The organism is Nonomuraea sp. B208 (assembly GCF_057536035.1).
The window spans coordinates 175,918-200,579 of sequence record NZ_BAAJOU010000021.1 but is presented as its reverse complement, the minus strand read 5'-3'; the positions used below and the strand labels follow the sequence as shown (position 1 = coordinate 200,579).

Here is a 24,662-nt window from a genome sequence, read left to right as displayed (position 1 = left end):
CGATCATCGCGCGACACGAAACCGCAGGTCACACACGAGCAGGCGACGCGAACAGCACCGTTAGTCCTCGTCCTCGGGCTCCGGCCCGACGAACGAACCCAGGTTCGGGCGCGTATACAGGTAGCCTTTTTCGCGCAGGCTGGCAACAGCTTTTCTAGCGGTATTTCTGGCGACTCCGAACTCTTGCATGAGCGCATTCTCGGAGATGAGACGACCGGGCTTGTATTCGCCTTTGTCGATCCTTTTGCGAATGGCGCTGGCTATTTGCTGCCAGCGCGGCAGGTCGTCCCGGAATTCCATATGCGGGAGCGTAGGTGATCATGACGGGGGGCCGGTGGTCGGCCGTACGCATGCGCGCGCATAGGTACGGATGAAGTGGGGTAGAGCGGTCTGCGAGGCCGGTGCGGCACCACCCGCATCGGCCTTCTCTACTCTTCGCCTCCTCCGTCGCTATGCGCGGTCTGGTGCTCGGCGACGAAGGTTCCGCGGCCGTGCACGACGACGAGCAGCCCGCGCTCGGCGAGGTCTTTCACCGCGCGGCGGACCGTCACCCTGGCGACGCCGTACTGCGCCTCCGCCATCTCCCGCTCGTTCGGCAGTTTGGCGCCGGGCGTGAGCCGGCCTGAGACGATGTCGGCTTCGATGTCGTCGGCCACCTGCTGCCAGACGAGTCTCGCGCCCTGGTGTGCGATGCGGTCCCTGCGATCGTCCAACGCCATGATCGCACGCTATTGGCCCTGTGACCTGCGCTGACGAATGACTACCTTCCGGGAGGTCTTAAGAGGTCCTATGGTGTTTCCCAAGGACGTTGCCCGAACATGAGTCGGGCCCGGCAGCGCGGCGAACGCTGCACGGGCCCTACGCACGCTGGAGGTGCGCATATGGGACAGCCTACGGGCCCCGCACAATCCCCCCAACCCCCCGACGGACAGCCGCTGATCCCCGGATGCGCCGTCACGCTCGACGACGGCGGCCTCATCAGGATCAAGCACAACGTGACCGGCGACACGCTGACCGCCAACAACCTGGAGCACGCCGAGATCTGCGGTGCGATCCTCCGCATCACCGCCGCCTGGGCCCGCCCCCTGACCGGCGAGGTCCGGTTCACGACCGGTGATCTGTCGTGAACGGGCCGCGCAAACCCTGCCGCCGGGAATGCGGCGCGGACGTCATCGGCGCGCACCTGTTCGGGACCGGGCATCGAATCGAGCTCGACACAACGCCGGTCGTCGGCGGGGATTTCTCGTTCTGGTCGCCGTCGTACGGTGGCGCGATGGTGTGGCGGGCCCAGCCTCGGCCGGCGACCGTGCCGCCGCCGATCGACGCCCCCAACGAGGTCGTCGCCCAGTGGGATGGGCAGAAGGCCGCCGACGGTCGGAAGTGGTTCGTCGAGCACAAGTGCGGGAAGACGGCGGCCGAGATCGTGGAGGAGCGCCGCCGCCGGACCGCTTGAGACTCCCGGCCGCCGCCGGCCGGGACCGCCGCCCCCGGGCATGCTTCGCGCCGCCAGACCATCGACCTGGCGCCCGCTGCGAAGCGGCCGGGGGCGGCACCAACAACCCCCTGAAATGAAGAAGGCCCGGCCAGCGCGCCAACGCCGGCCGGGGTCTTCAGCCCAAGACACCAATCCAACCTTGGAGTCCTGCACCATGGCGAACGCTATGACGGCGCGGATGCCCGCGCTACCCCTGTCCGGAAGATCCCGAAAGCGGAAGCTGACCGCCGCCGAGAAGCTCGCCCAGGCCGCCCAGGCCGCCGCCGAGGTGCGCGCCTACGACACCAACCCCGACGTGATCGCCTACAAGGTCGAGCGGATGCGCGCCCGCGTCGACCGGCTCATGTGGGCCGGCATCATCGCCGGGCTCGCGTTCACCGCCGCCAACGTCCAGCAGTTCGCTGCCGCCGGCGCCGCCCCGTGGTCGATCCCGTGGGCGGTGGCATGGCTGCTCGACCCGACCGTGTCCCTCATCCTGCTCGGCACCCTGCTCGGCGAGCAGGTGATCGCCCGCCACCAGATTCAGGCTGGGCCGTGGATCCGCCGCACCAAGTGGACCGCCCTCGCCCTCACGTACGCGATGAACACGTGGAGCTCGTGGACGGCGCTCGACCCGGCCGCCATCCTCCTGCACAGCGTGCCGCCCGTGATCGTATTCTGCGCGGCCGAGGCGATCACGGACTTGAAGCACCGCATCACCGACGCCGTACACCGGGCGTACGAGCAGGCCGCCGTACGGGACAACACTGCGCCGCTCCCGGCGGCCCGTACGGCGCCCGTACGGCAGCGCTTCATCATCCGTACGGTGCCCCGCACCGCCGAGCAGGCCGCGCCCGCGCCCGCCCGCCCCGGCAAGGTCATCTCCTTCCAGCCCCGCCCGCGTACGGAACCCGTACGGACCGTACGGCACGTCCGCGCCTTCACCTTCGCCCGCGCCGGCGACGCGCCCGCGCAGGCCGTACGGACCATCCGGCGCATGTTCACCTACCAGCCCGGACGCGCCCGTACGGAGCCCGTACCGGCGCCTGCCGAGCGGGAGGCGTTCGTCGCCGAGCTGCGCGAGGAGATCCTGGCCGCGGCCGAGCGGGGCGAGACGTGGGGCCCGGACTATGAGGCGCTGATGGCCCGGTCGGGGCGGTCGCGGTCGTGGACGGAGAAGCGTGTACGGGAAGCCCGTACGGCCCTGTTCCGTACGGACGCCCGTACGGAGGCGGCGGCATGAGGACCGTGTACGTCGTCACCACCAAGCCGGGCGGCCGGGCCCGCGCCACCCGCCAGGCGATCGCTCTCCTGGCCGCGCGGATCGTCTACCTGACCGCCTGGCTCGGCCATCTGGCCGTGCTCGCCGCCGGCGCCGTCGACGCGATCCTCGCCGCCTGGCTCGGCACGCCGCGGCTTGCCGTCGTCCTGCGCCGGGTACGGGCCGCCCTGCGCGAGACGTGGGAGGAGGTCTGATGGCTGCGCAGAAGGACGTGGCCGGGCTCGACGCCATCGAATTCGACGGCAGCGAGTCGGTAGCGTCGTACGCGCTGCACGCCCGCAACCACACCCGCGCCCTCTCCCAGGAGTTCGAGGGCGCCGGAGACGACCTGTACGGCGTGCTGTGCGAGCTCGGCCGAGGCCATCCGCTCGCGTTCGGGATCGACGTCAAACTGCGCGCCCGGCGGGTAGCAAAGCGGCTGGAGCGCATGTCAGAGATGGCGTCCTGGATCGCCGTCGAGGCCGTCAAGCTCAACCTCGAATACCGCAAGCAGTTCTCGGAGCTGATCAAGCCGGAGGAGAAGCCTCAACGCCGGTGGGAGTGGTGATGGCCCGCGCCAGGACCAGCCCCGCCCCGGTCGACGGCGAGGTGGTCGAGTCGTCGTTCGAGCGGGTCGCCGCCCGCGAGGTCGGCATCGCCGTCGTCTACGCCCGGCCGTGGATCCTCTCACCCCTCATCTACGGGCTGGCCTGCGTCCTGTACGTGACCCTCCGCTCCGACGACCCGGAAATCATCGGCTGGACCATGTTCCTGATGGCCGCCGCGGTGCTCGTCCTGACCGGGGTCACCTGGTGGCAGTCGCACGCTCGCAGTGTCGGCGGCCGACTGCACTCGACGGCCACCACGGCGCTCGTCGGCTTCTGGGCGTGCGCCGCCACCATCAACAGCCCCTGGACGGCGGTGACCGGCCGGGCCGCGCTGGTCGGCGGGCTGACGATCGTCATCTCGTGGAACATCCGGGCCGCGCTGCGCCGGAAGGGCGTCGACGGGGCCCAGCTCGCGGCCGACCCGCTGAAGGCGCTGTTCGGCCAAGGGGCGGAGCGGGCCGGGATCGCGGCGGACGCCACCACCACCGCGCGGGGCGAGCACAAGACCGCGGCGTCGGTGCAGTTGGAGGAGGGGCGGGCGACCGCGGAGGACCTGCAGAAGCGGGTGCCGTACGTCGAGTCCGGGATGCGACTCCCGCCGGGCAGCATCACCGTGTCGCTCGACCCCGACGACGCCTCCAAGGCCAAGGTGACGATCAGCGACCCGAGGGTCTTGAAGAACCGGATCCCGTGGCCCGGCCCGTCCCGGCCGGGAGGCAGCATCGGGGAGCCGCTCCGGCTCGGATTGTGGCAGGACCTCGACATCGTCGAGTACGTGCTGCACGGCCACCACGTGCAGATCATGGGCATGTCCGGGTCGGGCAAGTCCATCGGCGCCTGCTGGAACATCCTGGCCGAGGTGATGACCCGGTTCGACGCCGCCGTCTTCGCCGCCGACATCACCAAGGCCGACCAAACGCTCGGCCCGCTCGAGCGCGGCCTGCACCGCGTCGAGTACACCGCGGCCGGCGCGCGGGCGATGCTGCGCGACATCCAGGCCCAGCTCCCGGCCCGGACCGCCTGGCTATCGAAGCACGGCTACCAGAAGTGGGTGCCCGGGTGCGGGCTCACCTACTGGATCGTCTGGCTGGAGGAGTGCCCCGACATCATCGACGCGCTGCCGGAGAAGGAGCAGGAGGAGTTCCTGTCGATGCTGAAGGCCATCAGGAGCGCGGGCGGCACGGTCGTGCTCAGCCTCCAGCGCAGCGACTACACGCAGATGCCGACGATCGCGCGCGGCCAGCTCGCCAAGATGTGTCTCGGCGTGGAGTCCGCCTCGGACGCCAAGTTCGGGCTGTCGGAAGCGCAGCGCGAGGCCGGGGCGCGGCCGGAGATGTGGGCGCAGAAGCAGCCCGGCATGGCCTACCTCGACGCGCCGTCCATCCCGGAGGAGCGGATCGCGATGGCGCTGCGCTCGTGGGACTGGGGCGAGAACGACCAGGAGGCCAACGCCCGGATGCGGGCGCACGCCGACGCCTGGCCCGCCGCGGCGAAGGACGTCGACGAGTTCACCGCCATCATCGCCGCCAACTACGGCCCGGAAGCGGCGGCCGGCCTCGACGACGGCGGCCAGGACGGCGAGGAGGAGAGCGTGGCGTCGAAGGTGAAGACGGAGGATCCGTCGCCGGAGTTGCAGGCCGGGATCGACGACCCGATCGAGGCGGCCGACGACGCCAAGTTCCCGGCCCGGAATGGGCCGCGGATGGAGGCTGGTGAGGCGCGCGGCGTGCTCCTGGCGCAGCTGGCCGCCTGGGTGCGCGAGGGCCGGGAGGAGTTCGCGACGAAGGACCTCCGGCCCGTGCGGGAGCGGACCGGCCTGTCGCGGGCGTGGTTCATCGGCCAGCTCAACCTCCTGGCCGATGACGGGGTGATCGAGCGGGATGACGAGCGCCGCTGCTACCGGATCTTGCGGGCTGACGTGCTCGCCGGTGAGCCTGCCGGGGTGTGACAGTCGTGACAGGGGCGGGGGTGTCACGCGCGGGCTTCTACTGGCCGGAGCGTCGTGACACCTGTCACGACACCCTGTGACACCCGCGTGGTGACACCTCCTGACACCCCGACCAAGATCAAAAATGGGTGCGACCGTGCATCCCACGCGCAGCCGTACGCGCGCGGCGGCGCCCGGGTCGCTTCCCCACGCACCGGGCGCCGCACCCTCGACGCTACCCTCCCGGCCGGACCGGGATCCATGGCCCGCAGTCCCGCGCGGTGAACCCCTCCCCGCGCGCCAGCGTCACCGTGGCACCCTTGGGCGCGTTGGTGACGAGCTGGTTGGCGATGATGCCGCCGGCCGCCGTGCTCCGCTCCCAGTAGCAGTCGGTCAGCGGCCGGGCCATGGTGCGGTATGTGCCTGGCCGGATGTCCTTGCCGACCGTGTACTCGCCGTCGCCGAACCCGGTGGACACCCACCGCCATACCCGCTTCTCCTTCGGGCACAGCTTTGTCAACGCCGCCCGGTACACGTCCCGGTTCGACTCCGACGTCGTGACAGCGTCCTGCACCGCCATCACCGCCCTGACCGGCTCCTCGTCCTCCACCTGGTAGCAGGCTTCCCGCCCGTCCTCCAGGTAGGACTCTTCGTTGAGTCGGTCGCCCTTCTCCAACTCGTCGTCGAGCGCGTCGTACAGGGCTTGAAGGTAGGCGGCTTCTGCCCGGGTGCGTTTCGGCTCCGTCGACGCTGTCGGCGTCTTGCTGGAGGTGACGGCTTCTGGGGTAGCGGGAGCGACCTGGCGGACCGCTGGGAGGCCGCACCCGGCGAGGGCGAGCGCGAGGGTGGCGGCGGATAAGAGGGGGCGCATACGGGGCTCCAGGGGCTCCGGGGATGGGGGCATCAAGGGTGACGCGCAGCCCTTGCAATCCGGTTGACGGCATGACGAAGAACGGCCCCCGCCCCCTCCGCGATGGGAGGAGACGGGGGCCGTCTTGTGCTCACAGACCAGTGATGTTCCGGTCGGAGTGCACGCCCGGGTGATAGCCGGGCGTATGCGCCGCCGTGGCCGCGCTGTAGGAAGGTGCGGCCCGCCATCCGAGGAGGACGCCGGCGGCGGGCCAGCGCGCCTCCAGGAGGCGTACGAGCGTGTAGTAGGCGGAGATGGCGAGCGACACGATGGCGACGGAGGAGGGCTCGACGGGCAGCTCGATCCCGTAGGAGGCGAGCCAGGCGGCGAGGGCGGGGATCCAGGCGGCGACGTTGGTGCGCAGCCAGGACACGAGCCAGTCGGACAGGGACATGGGTGCCTCCAAGGGAGACGGTGATGGGGTTAACCCTCGAGGGCCGGGGAAGCGCTGACCCTCGAGGGTCAGGACACCGGAGAGACGGTGGGGGACGGGCTCGAGGTCGGGGCGACCTTGACGCAGGCGAACCGGGGCAGGCCCGCCTTGGACGTGCCGTTTGGCTTGCAGGTGGCGGTGACGCCATCGAGGCTGATCTCGAAGCCCTTGAGCGGCTTCACGAGCGCGTCGACGCCGGACCGACTGTAGAAGGTGACCTTGCGCTCGGTGGACTTGCAGGCGCCGTTCACGCTCTTGGAGAGGGCGTTGCGCTCGAGGATGCGGACGTAGCCGGTGGTCTTGGAGACGCAGCCGCCGTACGCCTTCGCGGGCTCGGTCCACGCGGCCGACGCCATCGCGCCGGCGGCACCGCCGCCGAGCACCAGGAGGGCGGCGGCGAGGACGACGAGGGGCTTTCTCACGGGTTCTCCGATCAGTTGAGGGCATCCCAGCAGGCGGCCGTCCATGCGGGGCCGCCGCCGAGCTTGTGCCGGGCCTTGAACGCCTCGATGAGGGCGGCGAGGTCCGGGTCGGTCGGGTCGTACACGGGACTGGTCTGGTTGGCGGCGCCGAGCTTCTTGCGCAGCGTCACCACGTGCTCGGAGCGGTCGCCGGGCTTGAGCTCCGGCAGCCGCGCCTTGGCCGGCTTCGTCGCGCCCGGCCGTGGTGCTCCGCGGCGTACCCACGCCGTCAGCGGGCCGCCGGGGCAGTCGGTGGCGTAGCCGTCGCGGTGGCACTTCACCTCACGCCCGGCGTCGCCGTGCGCGCGCAGGTGTTCGATCGAGTCGACGATCGCGTGCAGAAGGTCGTCGTTCGGCTGGGTGAAGCCGCTGTTGCCGAGGAGGGCGAGCACCGCGTAGTGGTCGCTGTTGAGGCCGGGGCCGTTGGCGGCGGGCAGGATGTGCGGGCCGCGGCCGACGAACACCTTCCGGTGCGGGCAGGCAACGAGGCTGTAGCCGATGTCCGAGTAGGGCCGTTCCCGGCCGCCCGCCATGTGCATCCGCTGAATGCTGCGCACGAGGGCGATGCAGCGGGTGTGGTCGTCCAGGATCGCCGGGCTGACGTGGCCGCCCGTGTAGTGCACTTTCACGCCCCGGGTGGAGGCGATCCGGGTCAGCGCCTGCGAGGGCGCGCGGGCGCCCCAGGCGGCTCGGGTAACGAGCTCGGCCACGGTCACGCTCCCTTCGCCAGGAAGGTGATGAGCGCCAGCACGAACCCGGCCAGCGACAGGAGGACGGCGAGCGAGGGGAGCGGCCAGCGCCCCCGTTCCAGGGCTCGGATGCGGGCCTCATGGTCCGCCAGGTCCTTGGTCAGCTCGCCGTGCGCCTGGGCAACCTGGGCGACCTCGCCCCGGATGCCGTCGACTTTGCGGTCCGTGGCCAGGAGCTGGTCGTAGATTTCGCGTGCTCCGATCGTGACGGGGCCGAGCGGGTCGAGAGGCAAGGGTGCGCTCCGATCGTCGAGGGACGCGGCAGCGCGCCGCGATATGGAAGGGGTGGCCGCCCGCGCCTCCCAGGTCGGGGCGCGCATCCAGGCCCCGCGCGGGCGGCCAGGCTCAGTGCTCCATCTGGTCGCTGGCCTTCAACGCGGCCAAGATCGCGTTGACCTTCTCTGTCAGCGACCGGAAATTGTTGTTCAAGGTGGTGCGGTTGTAGGTGGCGCCGACGTCGTCGATGATCGCGCCCGCTGTCCCTGTGGTGGCCGTCAGCCCGGTGACGTTTGGCGCTACCTGGCCTGTCAGCCGGGTGATCGTGCCGGAAGAGTCGATGACGTACGGGCTGCTGTCCATGCCGGTGAACAGGTGCACGCCTTCCTCGGGAGGGTCGGGGGCGTCCATTGGCGGCAGGATCCAGCCCTTCGACGCCTTCGTGAGCGCTTCCCGGCCACCCGGCCCGAGCGCCTGCGCCACGTCGCGCTGCAGGTCCCGCAGGTCCTGCATCGGATTCGCCGGGCGTTGGTCACGGTCCATCAGGTCACCTCCGACGATTCGACGATGAGCTCCATCTCGGCCTTGCCCTGGTCGCGGCCGACGGGGAGGACCCGCGTCCCGATCACGCGGTGGCGGGCGTTCAACCCGGCGCCGGTGCCGGTCCGCTTGTGATACTCGTCCGACATGACCACGCGGACGGTGTCGCCCAGGTTGTTCGGCGTGAATGACGGGTTTTCGCCGATCGCGATCGTCACGCTGAACACGGTGACCGCGCCCGATTTGCGGGCGGCCCAGCCCTGCGCCCACTCCTCCAGGGTCTCTTGGAGCTTCACGCCTGGCCGGTCGATGAGGCGTTCGATGGCGGGCCAGCCCGCCTCCAGGTGGTCGGTCGCCTCGTACAAGGCTGAGGTGAGCGGTTCGGCCGACACCGACGCGTCGCCTTCGGTGTCGGGGGTGTCGCCTCTGGCTTCCCACACGGTGCCGCCCTTGAGGGCGTCGACCTCGTACCCCCAGGCGATGATGTCGCCGCCGCCCGACCCCATGCCGAACACGTGGCCGGCGTCGGGGTCGCCGATCGTGGGCGAGCCAGCCCGCACAACCCGGTCCAGTCCGGCCGCGCCGGTGATGGTGTCGAACGTCCACTCGAACCCGTCGATGACATCACCCAACTCTTGGATGCGCTGCCCGAACGGGGTCCGGTCCTTGCCCTCGTACAGCCGTTCCCGCACCTGCCCGGAATCCCCGGACGGGAGGATGAGGCCGAGGTTGGCGTGCGGCCGGGCCTGCATCGTGATGAGCAGCTGGCGGAGGATCTCGAACTGGTCGGCCGCGCCCGACCCGGTGAAGTCGAGGGTGTCCCGGATCCGGACGTGCTGCGGGTACGCCTCCAAGGTGGAGCCGCGCAGCTGCAGGACCGGGGCTTGACGGCGGTCCTTGCGCAGCGTGTACCCGGTGATCCAGTACTCGCCCCAGTAGTCGCCCTTGTGCAAGATCTCGCACACGATCACCCCGGGCCCGCGATTGAGCTGGGTGCGGTCGCGGGGGATGATCGCGTCCACCTGGTCGCCGATCGCCGACGACGTGATCGGCAAGCTGGCGGAGAACGCCCCCACGCTGGATGTGCGCCGCTCGAACGACACGCCGGACAGGTCAAGATGGCCGAGATAGGCGCGGTCCAGCATGCGCCGGAACACGTACTGGAAGTCGGCCGTACCGGCCGCCGGGGTGAACGGTGGCGGCGGAGGGGTTTCCGGCTCCAGGTCGGCGGCCGGGATGCTGATGGTCAACCCGGTCGAGGTGAGGGTGATGTTGCCGGAGTCGCGTGCGAACGTCTGCACCCCGGACGGGGCCGACGAGGCGATGGTGCGGGTGGCGACGGCGGAGCAGACGATGCTCGTGTCCAGGCTGCCGCGCAGCACGTACCCGGCCGGCGCCCCCCACTCGACGGACGGGAACGCGACGTTCAAGAACGAGGCGACCCGGATCTCCAGATGGTTGCCGGAGGCGGGGGTGACGGACGGGGTGCGGGATCCGTTGTCCTCGGCGACCATGGTGGCGATCCGGGCCGGCACCGTCGGCGACGCCTCATGCACGCAGATCAGGTGCACGTTGCCGCCGGACGGCAGCGTGAACGTGTAGCCGGAAGGCTCGGCGACGGTGGCGATCCGGCGGAGAATCTTGAACGCGGCCCCGAACTCGTCGGGCTCGAACTCGTAAATCTCCGTGAAGCCGGGCGAGGTGACGCCGTCGCCGCCGCCGCCGGAGTAGCCGGTCCACACCGCCCACAGCTGGTCGCCGGGCAGCGGGGCCGGGCTGGGCCGGTCAATGTGCACGGACGAATCGACACCGGCAGCGCCGCCGGAGTAGGAGCGGGCGGAGATGGTCACAGCCGCACCCCCTTACGCCCAGGCGTCCCGGTACAGCACGTCCGTCTCCGCCGTGGCCGAGATGACGTTGCCGCCGCGGTCGAGCACGAAGTCGGTCGGATGCACCGCGCCGCCGGCGAGCTGCCCCATCACGGACTCGCCGTCGATGGTGGCGTTACCGAGATCACAGTCGATGACCAGGGTCTGGCCGTCGGCGAGGGTGACGTTGAACTCGACCAGCTTGTTCGTGGTCGCGTTCAGCACGCTCGGAGGGTCGGCGGCCGGGCCGTGCACGACCAGCAGCGGATGGGTTTCGATGTTGCCGCCGTTGCTGATCGTTTCCTGGCCGCCGGCGGGGACGGTGACGCCGGTCGCGAGCAGGTTGTAGCGGCGCGGGTCGGAGCACACCCATTGCAGGCTGAGCTGGCCGAGGCCGAGCCGGAGCTGCTGGTCGACGACGAGTGGGTCGCGGTCGATCCGGCCGTAGATCAGGTACGGGGTGCCGAGGTCGTTGATGACGAGCGGCGTAGGGCGTTCGTCTGAGTAGACGGGCAGCGCCAGTTCCAGCGCGGTCACCGCCGCTTCCACGTCGGCTCGGGGGGCGCGCAGCAGCCCGGTCCAGGTGATGACCCGCTCCTGCAGCAGCGGCCGGCCCGCCCACGACCCGTGCCGGGACGACCTGGGCACGTTGCCGGAGTCGATCGGCGGTTTGCCCCGCCACCCGGTGAGGGTCTTCCACCTGTACGGGGTCCCGCGGCCGAGCACGAAGCCGCCGAACTCGATCTGGCCAGGCTGTCCGTCGAGTTGGTCGCCGGGCAGCGGCGGCACGGAGGCGACCACACCGGACGCCTCGACGGTGACGGCGACGTGCGGGAGGACGGCGGAGGCGTCGAATTCGGCGACGACGTCGAGCGGCCACACCGTGACCGCTGCTTCGACGGGGCCGACGGTGAGGCTGATGTCGGTGGTGACGGCCGGGGCCGGGACCGCCGCCGTGCCGGTGACGGTGGACAGGTCGACGACGGTGGCCGAGTCGGTGGTGACCGCCGGGGCGGGCACCGCCACGGTGGCGGTGACGGTGGCCGGGGTGGCGTTGGCGTCGCCTTGCGCGGTCGGGGCCGGGGCCGTGGTGGTGGCGGTGACGGTGGCGGGTTCCGGGCCTGCGCCTGCGCCGGCGTCCGGTGCGGGGACGGTTGTGGTGGCGGTGACGGTGGCGAGGGTAGCGGAGGCGTCGGACGCGCCCGGTTTGAGTTCGAGGGCAACCCACTCCCATTCGGGGGAGGCTCCGCCGCTGACCAGGTTGAAGGTGACGTTGCTGCCGGAGGTGGCGGTGTTGGCCGCCTTGCGCGCGAACAGGCCGGACAGGTTGGACATGTCGAACGCGGACTCGTCGTCCGAGGACGACGGCAGGCCGGTCACGGCGGTATCCGACGCCGCGATCACGCCGCGCGACCCGGCAGCCGTACTGGAGTAGCCGGTCACGTTGACCGAGGCGGATGTGGAGGAATTCTGCCCGGTCGCGCCGACCGGCGAGGCGAGGTCGACGTCGGTGAACACGTCGACCTTCATGGCGCTGGCGAATACCACGCCGCCGAAAACGCCCGCGCTGGCGAGGGTGACGGTGATGTTGGATGCTCCGGCCGCGCACGGAGCCGTCCAGATCTGGGTGCGGGTGCCGTCGCCGCTGGTGCCGCGGGTGACGCGCCGCGTCCATGTCAGGCCGCCGCCGCTGGTCACGGTGGGGCCGTTGGTGGAGTCGTCGAGCGCCGACACCATCGCAACCAGGAAGCTGTTCGCCGGCGGGGAGAAGGTGCCGGTGGCCAGCGTGCCGTTGGCGGTCGTGGTGACGAGCGCCGGGCTGGAGGCGTGCAGGGTGATCGCCAAGGCTTACACCCCCTTCAACGAGAAGAGCCGCCACGGAGGGGTGGCGGCGGCGCGGTGTTGCGGCAGGTCAGGGGGTGAAGTCGATCGTGAAAAGGCCGTTGGCGTGCGGGGTGAGCAGCAGGGTGCCGTTGGCGGTGTTGTAGTCGGTCGTCAGGTCGATGCCCATGATCAGGTTGTTGCCTGTGAGGGCGTCGGCGTACATGTCGACGATCCGCACCCCGGACAGGGTGCTGGACGGCCAGGAGACGGCGTCCGAGGAGTACTTGAGGACGCCGGCGCCGGGAAGGCTGAGGGCGGTGCCGGTGACGACCTTGCCGCCCGCCGTGTAGCCGGTGCCGCTGATCTCGTTCGTGGTGGCGTAGGCGGAGTCCGAGTTGTAGTTCGGCGTCCTGCTGGAGGTGTAGAGCGCGAACTTATGCGTCTCCAGATCCAGGTCCAGCGCCAACTGTGTGGTGTCGAGGACGTCCTGGTAGGTGACCACGTACAGACCAGAAGCCATGTCACTTGCCGCCCTTCATCGTCTTGGCCTGCGCCTTCACGGTCGGCAAGTCCACCGAGGCGGCGCCGTCTTCGACGATGACGGGCGGGCCCGGCTGCGGAACCGCGCCGAGCAGCTCGCGCAGCGGCGCGGCCTCGGCCTCCAGCTGGTCGAGCTCCTTCTGCATGGCGTGGCACAGCTCGACGTCCGGGCGCTTACTGTTCTCCGACCCGGCGAGGTACGACTGCAGGTAGGCGATCCGCGCCTCCCTGCGCAGCCACGTGCGGGTCTCGTTGATCCGGTCGGCCGCCGCCTGCTTGCGCTCCTTAGCCGCGGCGATCGCCTCCTGGTCGCCGCTCTCCAGGGCCTCCCGGTACGCCTGCTTCGCCTCGATGTTCTCCTGCTCGATGGGCTGGCAGGCGCGCGTCATGGCGAGCTGGGCTTCCAGTTCGCGGATGCTCGGCTGCGGTGTGGGCAGCCCAAGTCCGTTCATCGTTCCTCCGTGGTGATGGTCCGCCACCGCACCTTCAGGTGGGGCATGAACACGATCGCGTCCTGGCCGTCCCAGCGCTCCTGCACCAGGTTGCCGAGCTGGTCGACGCGCACCTGGGCGGGCCGGCCGCGCGCGTCCCGGTAGCCGAGGACGCGGTCGCGGGTGGACGGCGTGCCGAGGCCGCGCTCGGCCAGCCGGCGTTTCAGATCGTTGAGGTCGGCCTGGCTGGCGGGGACGATCAGAGACATGCGGGCTCCTATCCGTAGGCGTTGACCTGCCAGCCGAACTCGTTGCCGAGCTTGTTGACGTCGGCGTCTTCGCGGATGGTGGCGTTCGGCATGTTGACGACCACGCTGGTCCCGCCCCCGGCCTGCTGCTTGTAGTCGATGCCGCCGCCGCCGAAGTGCAGGTCAGCAGACCCGGCCTGCTTGCCGGAGACGGCGGTGACGGAGCCTCCGCTGGCTGCGGTGGGCATGGACCCGGCAAGGCTGCCCGCCGCGGCGGAGGCGACGTTGGCGGCTACAGCTTGGATGGCGGTGACGGCCTGGTCGGTGCTGTCGGTGATGCCGACGGCGAGTCCGGCGACGGTGTCGGCGCCGATGTCCGCCATCACCTGCGACGGGCTTTTGATCTTGAGTTCGCGCTTGATCGCCTTCACCAAGGCGTTGACGATCTTCGTCATCTCCTTGTCCAGCTTCGCCAGACTGTCCTGCAGACCCTTCAGGTAGCCGTCCCCGGCCTTCTTCCCCACGTCATAGAGGGCGTCCGCGCCGGACTTGCCGAGCTGCTTCGACATCTTGTCGATCTGCGCCTGCGCCTTGTTGATCGCCTTGATCTCAGAGCCTGGAGCGCCGACCAGCATCTCCGCGATGGACGCGCCGCCCTCCACCCCGGCGTCGATGATCTGCCGCAACGTCTCCTTGTTCAGGCCGCGCCGAGCCAAGGTCTGGATGTCGTTCGCAAAGTCCTTGATCGACTGCGCCCGGTCCTTCAACGCGCCGGAGAAATCACCCGAATTGAGCTCGTCCTCGGAAAGGCCCGTGATGGAGGCCCACTCCTTCGCGTCGCCGGCGACCTGCTTCGCGTACTCCTTCGCCGCCGCCAGGCGGGCGACCAGGTCCTCCCGCTGCTTCGCCAGCGCCGCCAAGCTGTCGTTGCCCTTGGAGACGAAGGCGAGCAGGTGGTCCTTGGCGTCGGGCGTGCTCGCGAATGCGGTCTTGATCTGGTCGACCATCCGCTTGACGGTGTCGACCGCCCGCCCCTCCTCGGACTGCAGCCCCTGGATGAGGCCTTGGACGGTCCACTTGCCGACCTCGGCCATGGCGGTGGACGGGGAGTGGATGCCGAGCAGGTTCTTCGCGGCCTGGAGGGCAGAGTTGGCCAGACCGCGCGCGGCCTCGGCCGCCTGCCCGATCATGCTTTTGATCCCGGCGACGAGCCCGGACCCGAGATCGGCGCCGGCCTTCTGCCCGTCGCCCTTCAGCCCGTTCAGCTTGGACGTGACCTTGCCGACCTCGGCCACGGCCTGCTTGGTCTCGGCGTCGACCTTGACCTTCTTGTCCTTGACGTCGTCGACCTTGCGCTTCGTCGACTCCAGCCCCGACAACGCCTTCGCCGTTTCGGCGTCGACCTTCACCGTCTTGCCGTTCGGCAGGGTTACGACGGCCTTGCCGAACTTGTCGATGGCGACCTTGCCGTCGTCGGTCTTCTTCACCGTCACGCCGAGGCTGTTGCCGAGCCCGGTCACGGCGTCGCGGGCGGCATCGTTCTTCCCGGCGAGGTCGATCAGGGTGGGCAGCTGGTCAGCGAAGGCCTTGCTGGCCTCGGTGGTTTTTCCGGTCTGGTCGTGCTCGGCCTGCGCCGAAAGGGCGATCGCGCCGGTCAGGTCCTGGACGCTCTTGAGCCGGTCGACGGTGGACAGCTTGCTGTCCTTGGCGGCCTTCGCCGACTCGCTGATCGCCTCCTTCAGCCGGATCTCCGCATCCAAGGCGGCTGCGGCCGGATCGAACAGCTCCTCCAGCGCGTCGGAGAAGTTCCGTACGCCGGAGGCGGCGTCGTTGCCGTTGTCGCCCACGTTGGCGATGGCGGCCGCGCCTGCGCCGGCGGCGACCTTCATCCGGTCGAGCACGCCGGGAAGCTCCTCCATCCCGGCCGCGATCTCCTCCGGGGTGCCGCCGAACAGCTGGCGGAAGAAGTAGTCCGTCCCGGCCTGCGATCCGGCGGGGCCGAGCGGCGCCGAGAACGCGACCTTGATCTCGTCCGCCCATGAGAGGACTTCGGCGCCGACCTTCAGCAGCTCGGTGGCGTCGGTGATCAGGTTGGCGAGCATCTGGGGGTCTTCGTCCAGAATGTCGCCGAAGGTGTCGAGCGCGTCGGAGATGTTGCCGATGATCTTCGGCATGCGGTCGCCCAGCGACGACAGCACGTCGCCGAAGGAGTCGCCGAGCCGCTCCAAGGTGGGCCCGAGCCCGCCGAGCGCCTGCCCCGCCATTTCGACGAAGTGGTCGACGTCGGGCACCAGATCCTTGAAGATCCTCTTCAGGGCGGGCTTGAGCCGGTCGAACGCCCGCTCGGCCACGTCGGCCGCCCGGACCAGGCTGCCTTCGAGAGGCTTGGCGGCGTCCGCCAGCTCGCCCTTGAGCTCCTGGCCGAGGTCGGACCACGCCTTGCGTACCCGGTCCGCGCCGGCCGCGGACTTGATGCCGACGGCGAGGAGGGCGCCGCCCACCGCCGCCACGATCCCGGCCGAGGCGACGGACGCCACGCCGGGCAGGGCGGCGACCGCCGCCGCCAGCAACCCCACCTTCGCGGGGCCGAGGTCGCCGATCACCGACAAGGCGCCGTCGAACGCCTTCCCGACGGCGCTGCCAGCTTTGACCGCGCCGTCGGCGAGCGGTTCGAACAGGCCCTCGCCTTCCTTCGCAAGGCGGCCCTTGGCGTCGCGGAGACGGCCGTCGGCGCCGCGCCAGAAGCCGTCTCCGGCCGCCTGCCCGGCGCGCTGCCCGCCGTCCCCGGCAGCCCGCTCGACGTCCGCCATCGCCTTCTCGACGCCGTCGAGGAGGCGGGACATGTCGGCGAGGGCGGCGTCCGGGTCCATCCCCTTGGAGATGTTGTCGGCGACCCGCGCGAACGCGGACGACACGGTCGATTCGATGCGGCCGGTCGTGTTCGTGGTGACCGAGTCGAGCCGGTTCAACCGGCGTTCGGCCCGGTCCAGGCCGGAGTCGAAGCCGCGGTCGTCCGCGTCGAGGTAGGCGACGAGCTCGCCGACGGTGAGAGACACGCGCCACCGCCTCTCTGGTCAGGCTGTTTCGAGGAAGTCGGCCGCCGCGTCGCCCGCCAGTTCGACGGGCTCGGACTGGACGATCAGCCGGTAGACGGCGTTCGGGGAGAGGCCGGCGAGGAGGACGCCGAACTCGCGGTAGGTCAGCGCGGCGATCTGCGCCGGGGTGAGGCGGTATTCGCGGCGGAAGTCGGCTTCGATCGCCCACCAGAGCCGCCGGATCCGCCGGTCCTCCCCGTAGGCGTCGCGGGCGCTTTTCCCGCACCGTCACGCGCCTTCACGAGCTCGTACGCCTCGGCGAAGCTGGTGGGCTTCCCTCGACCGTTGGCGTACCCCCACGCGAACACGACCTCGAACTCCCGGTCGCCCATCCCGGCCGCGACCCAGGCGTCGAGCACGTCGGTGCCGAAGAGGGCGCCGACGAGCTGCTTGAACCCTTCGGTGTCGCTGCCCTTGAGCGCGTCGAGCTTCTGCTCGAACATGAGCGGCAGGTCGGCCGGGACGACCACCTGCACGCCGCGGATCGTCTGGGTGTGGGGGCGGCCCTGCTCGGCCGCCTCCCGGCGCATCTGGGCGGCCCAGAACGCGTCCCACGCCTCTTCGTCGTTGGGGGTGTCGAGTGGCTCGGTGCTCGACATGTCAGGACACCGACGCGGTGGACGACAGGCCCGACTTGGTGATGGTGGCCGCCCAGGCGGACTTGGCGTTGGTTTCCCCGCCGGACTCGCCCAGGCTGAACGTGCAGTTCCAGATGCGCCAGGTGGTCGAGGTCGGGTGCCGGAACCGGACCCGCCCCAGGCTGTCAGAGCCGAGCTTGTCCTCGCCCGCCATCTCCTCGACGCGGGCGCGGCCGGGCTGCAGGGCGCCGGTGGAGTCGTCGCGCAGCTCCAGGCCAGCCAGGGCCATGCTGGCGCCGCGCTGCATGATCTCCTGCTCGTACGCGCCCTCCGAGTCGTAATCCGTGGTGTCGGCCGTCTCCTCGTTCTCGCCACGGTTGAAGGTGACGGAGGCGAGGTTCTCGATGCCGATCCACGTGTCCGTGGTGGAGGTTTCGACTTCGAGGATGATGTCTCTCGCGTTGATCTTCCGCTGGGTCACGGGTTACTCCTGTTCGTGCTGGTCCGGCTGACATCGCAGCGGAGGTTGATCACGTATTCGGGGCGTTGGTTGGCGTCGAGGCCGATGAAAACCGGGCCGGACTGGATGGCGACGGCGAGCTGCAGCCACGTCCCGCCGGGGAGCGTCATCGTGCCGAGACCGTTCAGCCGGTCGTACAGCAGCTCGGCGTCCCGTTCGGCGGTGCGGACATCGGTGGCGGGCCCGCGGACGCGCAGCTGCACACGCGGCTCGTCGTAGTTGTCGGCCAGCGCGGATTCGCCGCCGGCGTAGCGGGCCAGGACCACGCACCGGTCCGGCGACGCGGGCATCTTGAGGAGGAAGCGCGGGCCGACGTCCAGGTTGAGCTGGTCGAGGAGGGCGGCCAGTTCTTCCAGCAGGGTCACAGACGCCACCCCCTGCCACACTGGATGAATGGACCTGAACGAGATCGCGCGCCGCCTGGCGGCCGTCGAGGGCCTGGACTGGGCGGAAACCCGGAAACTGTTCCTGGAAGAGCGGTACGGCGACTTCCATGAGGTTGGCCCGGTGCTGGTGCCTACCGACTTCCAGCCCGAGAACGACGTAGAACGAGCGGACGCTGCCGTGGCAGCCGCGGTGGCCGAGTTCCTGCAGCACGCCGTAGTCGACATGCGTGCTCTGCTCGATGCTGCCCGGCGCAGCTAACGCAGGCTCCTACGGATCTGGGCGGCGATCAGCGCCAACATCGTCGCCTGCTCAGCGTTGAAGGGGCCTTCCAGGTACTTCGCCTGCCGCCCCGGATCGTGCCGCCACGTGAGCTCCTCGTGCTGGCGCACGGCATATGGCGTGTCGAAGCTGACGGCGCCGCGCAGTTCGCCCTCGTCCACGGATGGGACGGCGGAGTTGATGAGGGTGGACTCCTCGATCGGAGCCACCCCTGTGCTCTGTTCGTGGAGGTGGTTGACGGCCTTCCGCAGGCCCTTGACCGCGCCCGCCCGCTCCTTGGCCCGGATCGCCTTCGTGTTCAGCTTCAACCTGGCCTTACTCACTTCCACCCCTCTCTACTGAAGAGCGATCTCCAGATGGTCAGGGGTGGGCAGGCCGCCCCCGTCCCGCCGGAGCGCCGCCACCACCTGGGCCTGCCGGCCGTTGACGGTGATCCGGGAGCCGGGCGGGCACGTCGTGTTGAGCGGCATGTAGATGACGGCTCTCGCTACGACCTCTTCGCCCTCGTTGTTGAGGATCTTCTGGAGCCGGTCGTCGACAAAGCACGCCACGGTGGCCGCGTCGCCGTACTCGGGGCCGAACGGCCCCTCGCCTTCGAACGGCTCGACAACGGCCGTGTGGCGCAGCAGGAACGGGGGCAGGTCAGGCATCGTCGGCCGCCGTGCACGGGATGTAGGTTCTCGGCTCGTGGCCGGTCAGCCCAGCCTGTTGCAGGACGGCGAACGCTTGAGGTGCGAGGCGGGTGGCGGCCGAGCCTCCGCCACCCGCCCCGGTCTGGTTGCCGCGGCTGGAGCGTGCGAGCCGGACGGACCCGATTTGCACGTCCGCGTACTCGGCGGTCGCGCCGGTCCCGTCCTCGCCGACAGCCGCCCAGGCCGCGACCTGCTCGCACGTCGCTTCCTGGAGCGCGGTCTGCACGTCGGTGTCCTCGGTGTCGTAGACGGCGGCGATGAGGGCCTGGTCGACGAGCCGGGACGCGCGGGTGAGGAGAAGGTCGATGTTCGTGGGCGCGGTGCCGCCGGTGTAGTCGGTGTAGTCGGAGCTGGTGGCGTACGCCATGCGGCGCCTCCCCTCTCGATGTGGTGCGCGCGGGCGGGCGCACCCTCATCCCGCCTCGCCCGCCCGCGCACGACTGTCAGGCGTCCAGCGCCGCCACCATCACCCCGGTCGGGGTGGTGCCCGCGTAGTTGACGTGGACGGTGCCGTCCGCCTGCCGGTGCTCCGGCCCGAACGGGCCCGCGATCCGGTACTCGCCGGCCGGGATGGAGATGGTGGTGTCGGCGACGGCGAGCTGGCCGCGGCCGACGGTCGCCGGCGTCGGCACGGTGACGGTCAGCGCAGCGTCGTCGCCGTTCATGACGTACAGGAGCCGGTGCGGAGCCCACGGAAACGAATTGCCGTCGGTGAGTTCGGCGGCCTGGTCGACGGCGGCCGGGCTGGTGCCGGCCTGGGTGATGGTGGTGACGGTGATCGCGGTGCGCGCCATCCCCTACTCCTTCGAGGTCTTGGTGCGCTTGCGGGGGGAGGTGCGGTCGGGGGCAGGCCCGTGGTTCCCGCCCCCGACCGCGTCCTCGGTGATCTCGAACTTCGGGTCGACCTCGCGGAGCGCCGCCGCCAGTTCGGGATCGTCCACCACGGCCCGGCCGTCCACGAAGGTGACCAGGCCGCGGCTCGTGTTGATCGGCACCTCCCCGTCGGGGAAGCGACCGCAGTGGAAGACCGGCATCGGCTAGGCGGCCTTCACGTTGAGGATCTTGCCGTGCTTCTTCTCGTTGCCGTACGCCAGGCCGATCTCGCCGTAGATCTGCCGCTTCTCCGCCGCACCCGAGCGGGCAAGCTCCTCGACGAACAGGAAGCCCTTGCCGGGGATCGGCAGGAAGCGCGGCGAACACTCCTCCAGGGAGACGACGGAGATGACGCTGCTCGGCATGTGCCGGTCCAGCATCAGGTTCAGCGTCCCGAAGTCGGTCTCGATGGTGGTGACGTGCACGCCGGCGACGGTGCGGGACATCTCACGGTAGTTCTTGTCCGTGATGAAGATCTTCGTCAGGGCCCGCTTGAGGGTGGCGTTGGTCATGAGGGTCGCGGTCTCGGACTCCATGATGCCGCCGTTGGCCCACACGTCCTGCATGAGGTCGATGACGATCGCCTCGGTGAGCGCGGTCGCCTTGGTGACGGCGGCGCCGCCGTCCGTGGAGAACGCGATCACGCTGCCGCCGGGCCGAGTGGCCAGCTTGAACGTGTTCGTCGCCGAGCTGACCACGTAGTAGAGGGTGTTCTCCGACAGCACGCTGGTGGCGCCGCCCGTCAGGGAGGAGACGACCACGGCGTCGCCGTTGGACAGGCCGTGCGCCGAGATCGTGAAAGTCTCGTCGTCGGCCTCGATGACGGCCGTGCCCACGCTGGTGCCCTGAGTGGACACGTTGGTGGCGGTGGCCTCCAGGATGCCGCGCGTCCGCCTGGCGGTCGCATTCGAGCTGGGGTTGTTGAAGGTGCCGGTGATGAACGACTTCTCGACGTCGCGGGCGATCTGCTTCAGGTGCTGCTGAATCTGCCAGTCGAGCTCGGACAGCACCGGGTTGGAGCCGTTGATGCCGACGGAGCCGGCGTGGCTGGAGCCGGTGCTCGCGTACTGGCCCGTCGCCGCCAGCTTCGTGTAGCTGAGCTCCAGGGCCTCCTGGTGGATCTCCACCACGTTGTTGACGTTGAACCGCACCCGGGCCTCGGCGGTGGGCGCGTCGGCGCCCTCCAGCCGCTGCCGGGACGCGGACGCGTCACGCAGGTCGTAGCCCTGCCACTGGAACAGGGTGGCCTCCGCGCTCTCGCCGCCGGTCAGGCCGCCGATCGCGGACAGGAAGGGCGTGTCCTCGGGGGTGACGGCGAAAAGCTCGCCCACGTAATTCGGCAGGTCGAAGGTGTCGCCCTGCCCGGTGATACCCGCCATGGGGGTGTCAGCCTCTCTGTGAGGTCGGGCAGGCGCGCGTCGGCCTGGCCCTAATGGTTACTGGGTGGATTGGGTGAGCGCGAGCTGGCTCTTGAGCCGGAGCGACGTCTTGAAGTCGCCCTTGGCTTCTGCTTCGCGGATCTGCTCGCGCAGGCTCTTCGGGGGTGCGCCCTGGCCGTTGCCGCCGCCGAAGTCGCCGCCGGAGGAGGACGGCGCCTTGGGGGCTAGCTTGGCCAGCTGGTCGACCGCCTGCTTGATCGCCTGCTGGTCGATGGTGCCGTCGTCGTTGACGAACCGGGACTTGTCGATCAGGTCGGCCGCAGGGCCGAGGTCGACGCCCTTCTTGGCGAGCGCCACCTCGAACCGGGCCTCGGCCAGGACGCGGCCGTGCTCGCGGGCAGCCTCCATCCGGCCTTCGGCCTTCGCGGCCTCGACCGCCTTCTCCTGGTCGGACATGGCCGCGGCCTTGAGCCGTTCGAGCTCCTCGGCGGCCTTGGCGTTCGTCTTGGCCTGCCGTTCGAGGGCCTTGCGCTGCTCGCGCTCGGCCTGCAGCGCCGACTTCAGCCCGGCCAGGTCGTCGCCCTGCTGGGACGTCTCGTCCCCCGCCGGCGCGCCGTCCTGCTGTTCGGTGCTGGCGTCTGTGGTGGTGGTGTCGTCGTCAGCCATGCGGCTGCTCTCCTTCGGGTGGGCGCTCGGGCATCCCGCCCGTGCGCTCGGTGCCCGCTACGGCGTCTCACCGCGGCGGAAGCTCTGTCGGTTGGTCGAGGCCGAGCATCGCCCGATACTCCGCGTCGTCGAAGGCGTCGCCGTGCTCGACGACGTCGACGAAGACGGGCTGGTCGTCGAACCCGGACGGCGTGCTCATGGCACCACCCGCACTCGAACCACAGTCTGGGCTCCGTCCTGGTGGACTTCGACGATCTGGAGCTTGGTGCCTGCGCCGAGCAGCAGCTCCCACTGGCCGGGATTGGCGGACAGCTCTTCGATGTAGGCGGCGGGGTGGCCGGCGGGCACGTCGAGTTCGATGCGGACGGGAAGGACGCGGGCGGCGCGGGCGAGGCCCTCGTCGGGGTGGCCGTCGAGGGCGATGGAGGTGGACATGAAGCCGCGGTCCTGCAGCGTCTTGCCGACCATGCCGGCCAGGTCGCTGGCGCGGACGCCGGGACCGAACGCGTCCGGGAGCACGTACCGGAAGGCGCGCACGGGCTGGGCGAGGGGGCGCATCGCGGCCTGAAGGTCGCGGATGGCTTTCGCCGCGGCCAGGCTCGACGGTTTCTTGCCGGTCCGGAGCGGGCGGTTGATGTCGGGCGCCCAGCCAGAGGCGTAGCGCTCGATGGCGTCGCGCTGCTCGTCGGTCCAGGGTTGGCCGTCGAGCATGCGCTGTTGCATGGCGCGGGCCTGGTCGGGGGTGAGCCGTCGGCTCGGCGTCGGCGCGGGCCTAGGGGCAGGCGCGGGCGTCGGCGCAGGCGTGGGCGGAGGCGCGGCGGCGCGCGCGGGCACGGCAGGCGGGATGTTGCCCGCGCCGACCTGCTCCCGGTAGCGGAGCCGCTTAAGCCCGTGCTGGTCGATGTGCTGGCGCAGTGCGGCCTGCCACTCGCGCACCTTCACGTCCGCGCGCCGCTTCGCGACAGGGTCGATGGCGGCGATGCTGCGCTTCTTCCACTTGCGGATGTGGCGTTCGATCGCGCGCTGGCGTTGCTTCGCCTCGTACCCGTCCGGGTCGTGCTCGGCGTTGTCGACCTTGGTCACGCCCGGCAGGTAGAGGCTGGTGGAGTGGGTGCAGTTGTGTACTACAATGTGTGCAGTTAGGTATGCACGTGTCGAGGTCTGGAGATCATAGGCATGTCCCCTGTACCAATCCCGCTCAACGAGGACGACCTCATCAGGCGTTACCTCGCAGGAGAGTCGTGCGAGGACCTCGCCGGGGAGTTCGGCGCCAGCCGGGAAACGCTCCTCAGACGACTGAAGAAGAACGGCGTGCCCATCAGGCAGGGACCCGCCTACCGCACCGCTGACACCAGCACCACCAAGGAGATGCGCGCCACCACGCGAGAGCGTATGAAGCTCCACGCTGGGCCCCATGAGGCCACCTTCGCCAAGCTCCTCGATGAGGTCGGCCTGGAGTACGTGCAGCAGCGAGCTTTCGGCCCATACAACGTCGATTTCGCCCTTGTAGGAGCGCCCGTCGCCGTGGAAGTCGTGACTGGTGGCGGTAATGCTCGTGCGGCGGCCATGCGTCGCAACCGCATCGAATACCTTCTCGATGCTCGTTGGCACGTCGTGGAGGTCTTCTACCGGATGGGTCGCAAGGTCTTCCCGTTCACGAGCGGCAGCGCTGAATACATGCATGCCTTCGTGGATGCGGTCGGCAGCGAACCACCCCTGCGTGGTCAGCACCGGATGGTTCGGGCTGACGGTCAGGTGGTTGCCCCTCGCGGTCGTGAGGTGCACTGACGGGCCCTCATACCAGGCGCGGACCGCGTTCTCGACCTTGCCGAGGACGCGGCAGTCCTGGTCCCCAAGGATGGCGTTCGGGTGGAACAGGCCGGCCGCCCGCGCCACCTGGATGGGGATCGCGTTGACGGCGATGATGCGGTCGTCGACGAGCTCGTCCTCGACGAGCACCCGCCCCGCCCGGCCCGACAAGCTCAGGATCTTGCGTTCCCACGGTCGGCACAGGCCGCACTCGCGCGGCGAGTCGGAGACGATGACCAGGTCCTCGCCCGCGTCGGTGAGCCGGTCCATGTGGCCCTGCCGCATCGCCTGGTGCGCGCCCGTCCGGACCGCCATCTCCACGTAGCTCGCGAGTTCCCAGCGGCGGCCGGCCTTGTCGACGAAGCCGGTGATGCCGCGGTCGACGAGGCCCTGCCAGGCGTGCTGAGCGGCCTGCCGCCGGGTCTGGACGCCGAGCAGCACTTCGGGGAGGGCGGCGCGGGCCACGACCTCGCGGTAGGAGTCGAGCGTCCACCGCAGGATCTGGGTGTGCGTCGAGCGCAGGGTGAGGGCGAGTTCGCGGGCGAGCCGGATCAGCGCGCCGACGCCGGGCAGCGCGTCGAACACGCCGGGCAGGTCGGGGAGTGGGGCGTCGGCTTGGATGTGGAGTTCGCGGAGGGCTTGCTGGCCGCCGCGCTGGGCGGCGAGGGCGATCGCCTGCCGTGCATGGTCGTCGGACATGGTGGCGAGGCGGGCGAGGATGCGTTCGGTGCGCTGCCTGAGCGCGCCGAGCTGGGCGAGCTTCTGCTGGGCCCAGTCCGGGCTGTCGATGCCGGCCTTGAGGCTGACGGCGATGTCGCGGGCGAGCCGCTGCTCGACCCCGGTGTAGAGGTCGAGCAGGGTTTTGACGAGGTCGTCGATGGTGGGGGCGGCCAC

General features: G+C 70.2%; 33 protein-coding genes. 7 read left to right on the top strand and 26 right to left on the bottom strand.

Features of this window, described 5'->3' with window-relative positions; translation table 11 throughout:
* Nucleotides 1–60 precede the first annotated feature (60 nt).
* Nucleotides 61–300 carry a winged helix-turn-helix domain-containing protein gene (locus AC27IY_RS17835; RefSeq protein WP_487178602.1) on the bottom strand — a complete coding sequence of 80 codons (240 nt, stop codon included), beginning with the start codon at nt 298–300 and terminating at the stop codon, nt 61–63.
* A 128-nt stretch (nt 301–428) separates the two neighbouring features.
* Nucleotides 429–719: a GntR family transcriptional regulator gene (locus AC27IY_RS17830; protein WP_487178601.1), complete on the bottom strand. Its 291-nt coding sequence runs from the start codon at nt 717–719 to the stop codon at nt 429–431.
* Nucleotides 720–881: 162 nt separating this feature from the next.
* On the opposite strand from AC27IY_RS17830, the gene AC27IY_RS17825 reads away from it, so the two are divergent.
* From AC27IY_RS17825 to AC27IY_RS17800, 6 genes are all read left to right on the top strand, one after another.
* The gene (locus tag AC27IY_RS17825) at nt 882–1,127 is read left to right on the top strand and encodes a hypothetical protein (RefSeq protein WP_487178600.1); all 246 of its coding nucleotides are present in this window, start codon (nt 882–884) and stop codon (nt 1,125–1,127) included.
* Nucleotides 1,124–1,453: a hypothetical protein gene (locus AC27IY_RS17820; protein WP_487178599.1), complete on the top strand. Its 330-nt coding sequence runs from the start codon at nt 1,124–1,126 to the stop codon at nt 1,451–1,453. Before AC27IY_RS17825 ends, AC27IY_RS17820 begins: the two co-directional genes overlap by 4 nt.
* A 220-nt stretch (nt 1,454–1,673) precedes the next feature.
* Nucleotides 1,674–2,717, top strand: a complete 1,044-nt coding sequence (locus tag AC27IY_RS17815) for a hypothetical protein (protein WP_487178598.1) — start codon at nt 1,674–1,676, stop codon at nt 2,715–2,717.
* On the top strand, nt 2,714–2,950 hold the full coding sequence (locus tag AC27IY_RS17810) for a hypothetical protein (protein ID WP_487178597.1): 237 nt from the start codon (nt 2,714–2,716) through the stop codon (nt 2,948–2,950). Before AC27IY_RS17815 ends, AC27IY_RS17810 begins: the two co-directional genes overlap by 4 nt.
* Nucleotides 2,950–3,303, top strand: a complete 354-nt coding sequence (locus tag AC27IY_RS17805) for a hypothetical protein (protein WP_487178595.1) — start codon at nt 2,950–2,952, stop codon at nt 3,301–3,303. Before AC27IY_RS17810 ends, AC27IY_RS17805 begins: the two co-directional genes overlap by 1 nt.
* Nucleotides 3,291–5,291, top strand: coding sequence for a hypothetical protein (locus AC27IY_RS17800; protein ID WP_487178594.1), 2,001 nt, complete (start codon nt 3,291–3,293; stop codon nt 5,289–5,291). Before AC27IY_RS17805 ends, AC27IY_RS17800 begins: the two co-directional genes overlap by 13 nt.
* A gap of 214 nt (nt 5,292–5,505) precedes the next feature.
* On the opposite strand, the gene AC27IY_RS17795 is transcribed toward AC27IY_RS17800, so the two are convergent.
* From AC27IY_RS17795 to AC27IY_RS17725, 15 genes are all read right to left on the bottom strand, one after another.
* On the bottom strand, nt 5,506–6,141 hold the full coding sequence (locus tag AC27IY_RS17795) for an Rv1352/Rv1906c domain-containing protein (RefSeq protein WP_487178593.1): 636 nt from the start codon (nt 6,139–6,141) through the stop codon (nt 5,506–5,508).
* A 130-nt stretch (nt 6,142–6,271) separates the two neighbouring features.
* Nucleotides 6,272–6,574, bottom strand: coding sequence for a hypothetical protein (locus tag AC27IY_RS17790; protein ID WP_487178592.1), 303 nt, complete (start codon nt 6,572–6,574; stop codon nt 6,272–6,274).
* Nucleotides 6,575–6,642: 68 nt separating this feature from the next.
* Nucleotides 6,643–7,035, bottom strand: a complete 393-nt coding sequence (locus tag AC27IY_RS17785; RefSeq protein ID WP_487178591.1) for a hypothetical protein — start codon at nt 7,033–7,035, stop codon at nt 6,643–6,645.
* An 11-nt stretch (nt 7,036–7,046) separates the two neighbouring features.
* Nucleotides 7,047–7,784: a peptidoglycan recognition protein family protein gene (locus AC27IY_RS17780; protein ID WP_487178590.1), complete on the bottom strand. Its 738-nt coding sequence runs from the start codon at nt 7,782–7,784 to the stop codon at nt 7,047–7,049.
* Nucleotides 7,785–7,786: 2 nt separating this feature from the next.
* Nucleotides 7,787–8,056: a hypothetical protein gene (locus tag AC27IY_RS17775; protein ID WP_487178589.1), complete on the bottom strand. Its 270-nt coding sequence runs from the start codon at nt 8,054–8,056 to the stop codon at nt 7,787–7,789.
* A 112-nt stretch (nt 8,057–8,168) separates the two neighbouring features.
* On the bottom strand, nt 8,169–8,582 hold the full coding sequence (locus tag AC27IY_RS17770; RefSeq protein ID WP_487176801.1) for a hypothetical protein: 414 nt from the start codon (nt 8,580–8,582) through the stop codon (nt 8,169–8,171).
* A complete protein-coding gene (locus AC27IY_RS17765) occupies nt 8,582–10,429 on the bottom strand; it encodes a hypothetical protein (protein WP_487178588.1) in 1,848 nt (615 codons plus the stop codon). The genes AC27IY_RS17770 and AC27IY_RS17765 overlap by 1 nt, the downstream gene beginning before the upstream one ends.
* A gap of 12 nt (nt 10,430–10,441) precedes the next feature.
* A complete protein-coding gene (locus AC27IY_RS17760) occupies nt 10,442–12,292 on the bottom strand; it encodes a phage distal tail protein (RefSeq protein ID WP_487178587.1) in 1,851 nt (616 codons plus the stop codon).
* 67 nt (nt 12,293–12,359) lie between these two features.
* Nucleotides 12,360–12,791, bottom strand: coding sequence for a hypothetical protein (locus AC27IY_RS17755; protein WP_487178586.1), 432 nt, complete (start codon nt 12,789–12,791; stop codon nt 12,360–12,362).
* 1 nt (nt 12,792) lies between these two features.
* Nucleotides 12,793–13,263: a hypothetical protein gene (locus AC27IY_RS17750; protein ID WP_487178585.1), complete on the bottom strand. Its 471-nt coding sequence runs from the start codon at nt 13,261–13,263 to the stop codon at nt 12,793–12,795.
* Nucleotides 13,260–13,511, bottom strand: coding sequence for a hypothetical protein (locus AC27IY_RS17745; protein ID WP_487178584.1), 252 nt, complete (start codon nt 13,509–13,511; stop codon nt 13,260–13,262). The genes AC27IY_RS17750 and AC27IY_RS17745 overlap by 4 nt, the downstream gene beginning before the upstream one ends.
* 8 nt (nt 13,512–13,519) lie before the next feature.
* Complete coding sequence (locus tag AC27IY_RS17740; protein ID WP_487178583.1) at nt 13,520–16,546, bottom strand: hypothetical protein; 3,027 nt, start codon at nt 16,544–16,546, stop codon at nt 13,520–13,522.
* A 143-nt stretch (nt 16,547–16,689) separates the two neighbouring features.
* A complete protein-coding gene (locus tag AC27IY_RS17735; RefSeq protein WP_487178582.1) occupies nt 16,690–17,184 on the bottom strand; it encodes a hypothetical protein in 495 nt (164 codons plus the stop codon).
* A gap of 1 nt (nt 17,185) precedes the next feature.
* Nucleotides 17,186–17,644, bottom strand: coding sequence for a phage tail tube protein (locus AC27IY_RS17730; protein WP_487178581.1), 459 nt, complete (start codon nt 17,642–17,644; stop codon nt 17,186–17,188).
* Entirely contained in the window at nt 17,641–18,048 is a 408-nt protein-coding gene (locus tag AC27IY_RS17725; protein ID WP_487178580.1) for a minor capsid protein, read from the bottom strand. The genes AC27IY_RS17730 and AC27IY_RS17725 overlap by 4 nt, the downstream gene beginning before the upstream one ends.
* Before the next feature lie 28 nt (nt 18,049–18,076).
* Here AC27IY_RS17725 and AC27IY_RS17720 point away from each other — a divergent pair, with 28 nt between their 5' ends.
* Nucleotides 18,077–18,328, top strand: a complete 252-nt coding sequence (locus AC27IY_RS17720) for a hypothetical protein (RefSeq protein ID WP_487178579.1) — start codon at nt 18,077–18,079, stop codon at nt 18,326–18,328.
* Here the strand turns inward: AC27IY_RS17720 and AC27IY_RS17715 are convergent.
* From AC27IY_RS17715 to AC27IY_RS17675, 9 genes are all read right to left on the bottom strand, one after another.
* Nucleotides 18,325–18,657, bottom strand: a complete 333-nt coding sequence (locus AC27IY_RS17715; protein ID WP_487178578.1) for a hypothetical protein — start codon at nt 18,655–18,657, stop codon at nt 18,325–18,327. The genes AC27IY_RS17720 and AC27IY_RS17715 overlap by 4 nt on opposite strands.
* A 27-nt stretch (nt 18,658–18,684) precedes the next feature.
* Nucleotides 18,685–18,999: a hypothetical protein gene (locus AC27IY_RS17710; RefSeq protein ID WP_487178577.1), complete on the bottom strand. Its 315-nt coding sequence runs from the start codon at nt 18,997–18,999 to the stop codon at nt 18,685–18,687.
* Nucleotides 18,992–19,408, bottom strand: a complete 417-nt coding sequence (locus AC27IY_RS17705) for a head-tail connector protein (RefSeq protein ID WP_487178576.1) — start codon at nt 19,406–19,408, stop codon at nt 18,992–18,994. The genes AC27IY_RS17710 and AC27IY_RS17705 overlap by 8 nt, the downstream gene beginning before the upstream one ends.
* A 76-nt stretch (nt 19,409–19,484) precedes the next feature.
* Nucleotides 19,485–19,835: a hypothetical protein gene (locus AC27IY_RS17700; RefSeq protein ID WP_487178575.1), complete on the bottom strand. Its 351-nt coding sequence runs from the start codon at nt 19,833–19,835 to the stop codon at nt 19,485–19,487.
* Nucleotides 19,836–19,838: 3 nt separating this feature from the next.
* Nucleotides 19,839–20,075 carry a hypothetical protein gene (locus AC27IY_RS17695; protein WP_487178574.1) on the bottom strand — a complete coding sequence of 79 codons (237 nt, stop codon included), beginning with the start codon at nt 20,073–20,075 and terminating at the stop codon, nt 19,839–19,841.
* Nucleotides 20,076–20,078: 3 nt separating this feature from the next.
* Complete coding sequence (locus AC27IY_RS17690) at nt 20,079–21,293, bottom strand: SU10 major capsid protein (RefSeq protein WP_487178573.1); 1,215 nt, start codon at nt 21,291–21,293, stop codon at nt 20,079–20,081.
* A 57-nt stretch (nt 21,294–21,350) separates the two neighbouring features.
* Entirely contained in the window at nt 21,351–21,959 is a 609-nt protein-coding gene (locus tag AC27IY_RS17685; RefSeq protein WP_487178572.1) for a hypothetical protein, read from the bottom strand.
* Between the two features lie 67 nt (nt 21,960–22,026).
* Complete coding sequence (locus tag AC27IY_RS17680) at nt 22,027–22,158, bottom strand: hypothetical protein (protein WP_487178571.1); 132 nt, start codon at nt 22,156–22,158, stop codon at nt 22,027–22,029.
* Nucleotides 22,155–24,662, bottom strand: a complete 2,508-nt coding sequence (locus AC27IY_RS17675) for a phage minor capsid protein (protein WP_487178570.1) — start codon at nt 24,660–24,662, stop codon at nt 22,155–22,157. Before AC27IY_RS17675 ends, AC27IY_RS17680 begins: the two co-directional genes overlap by 4 nt.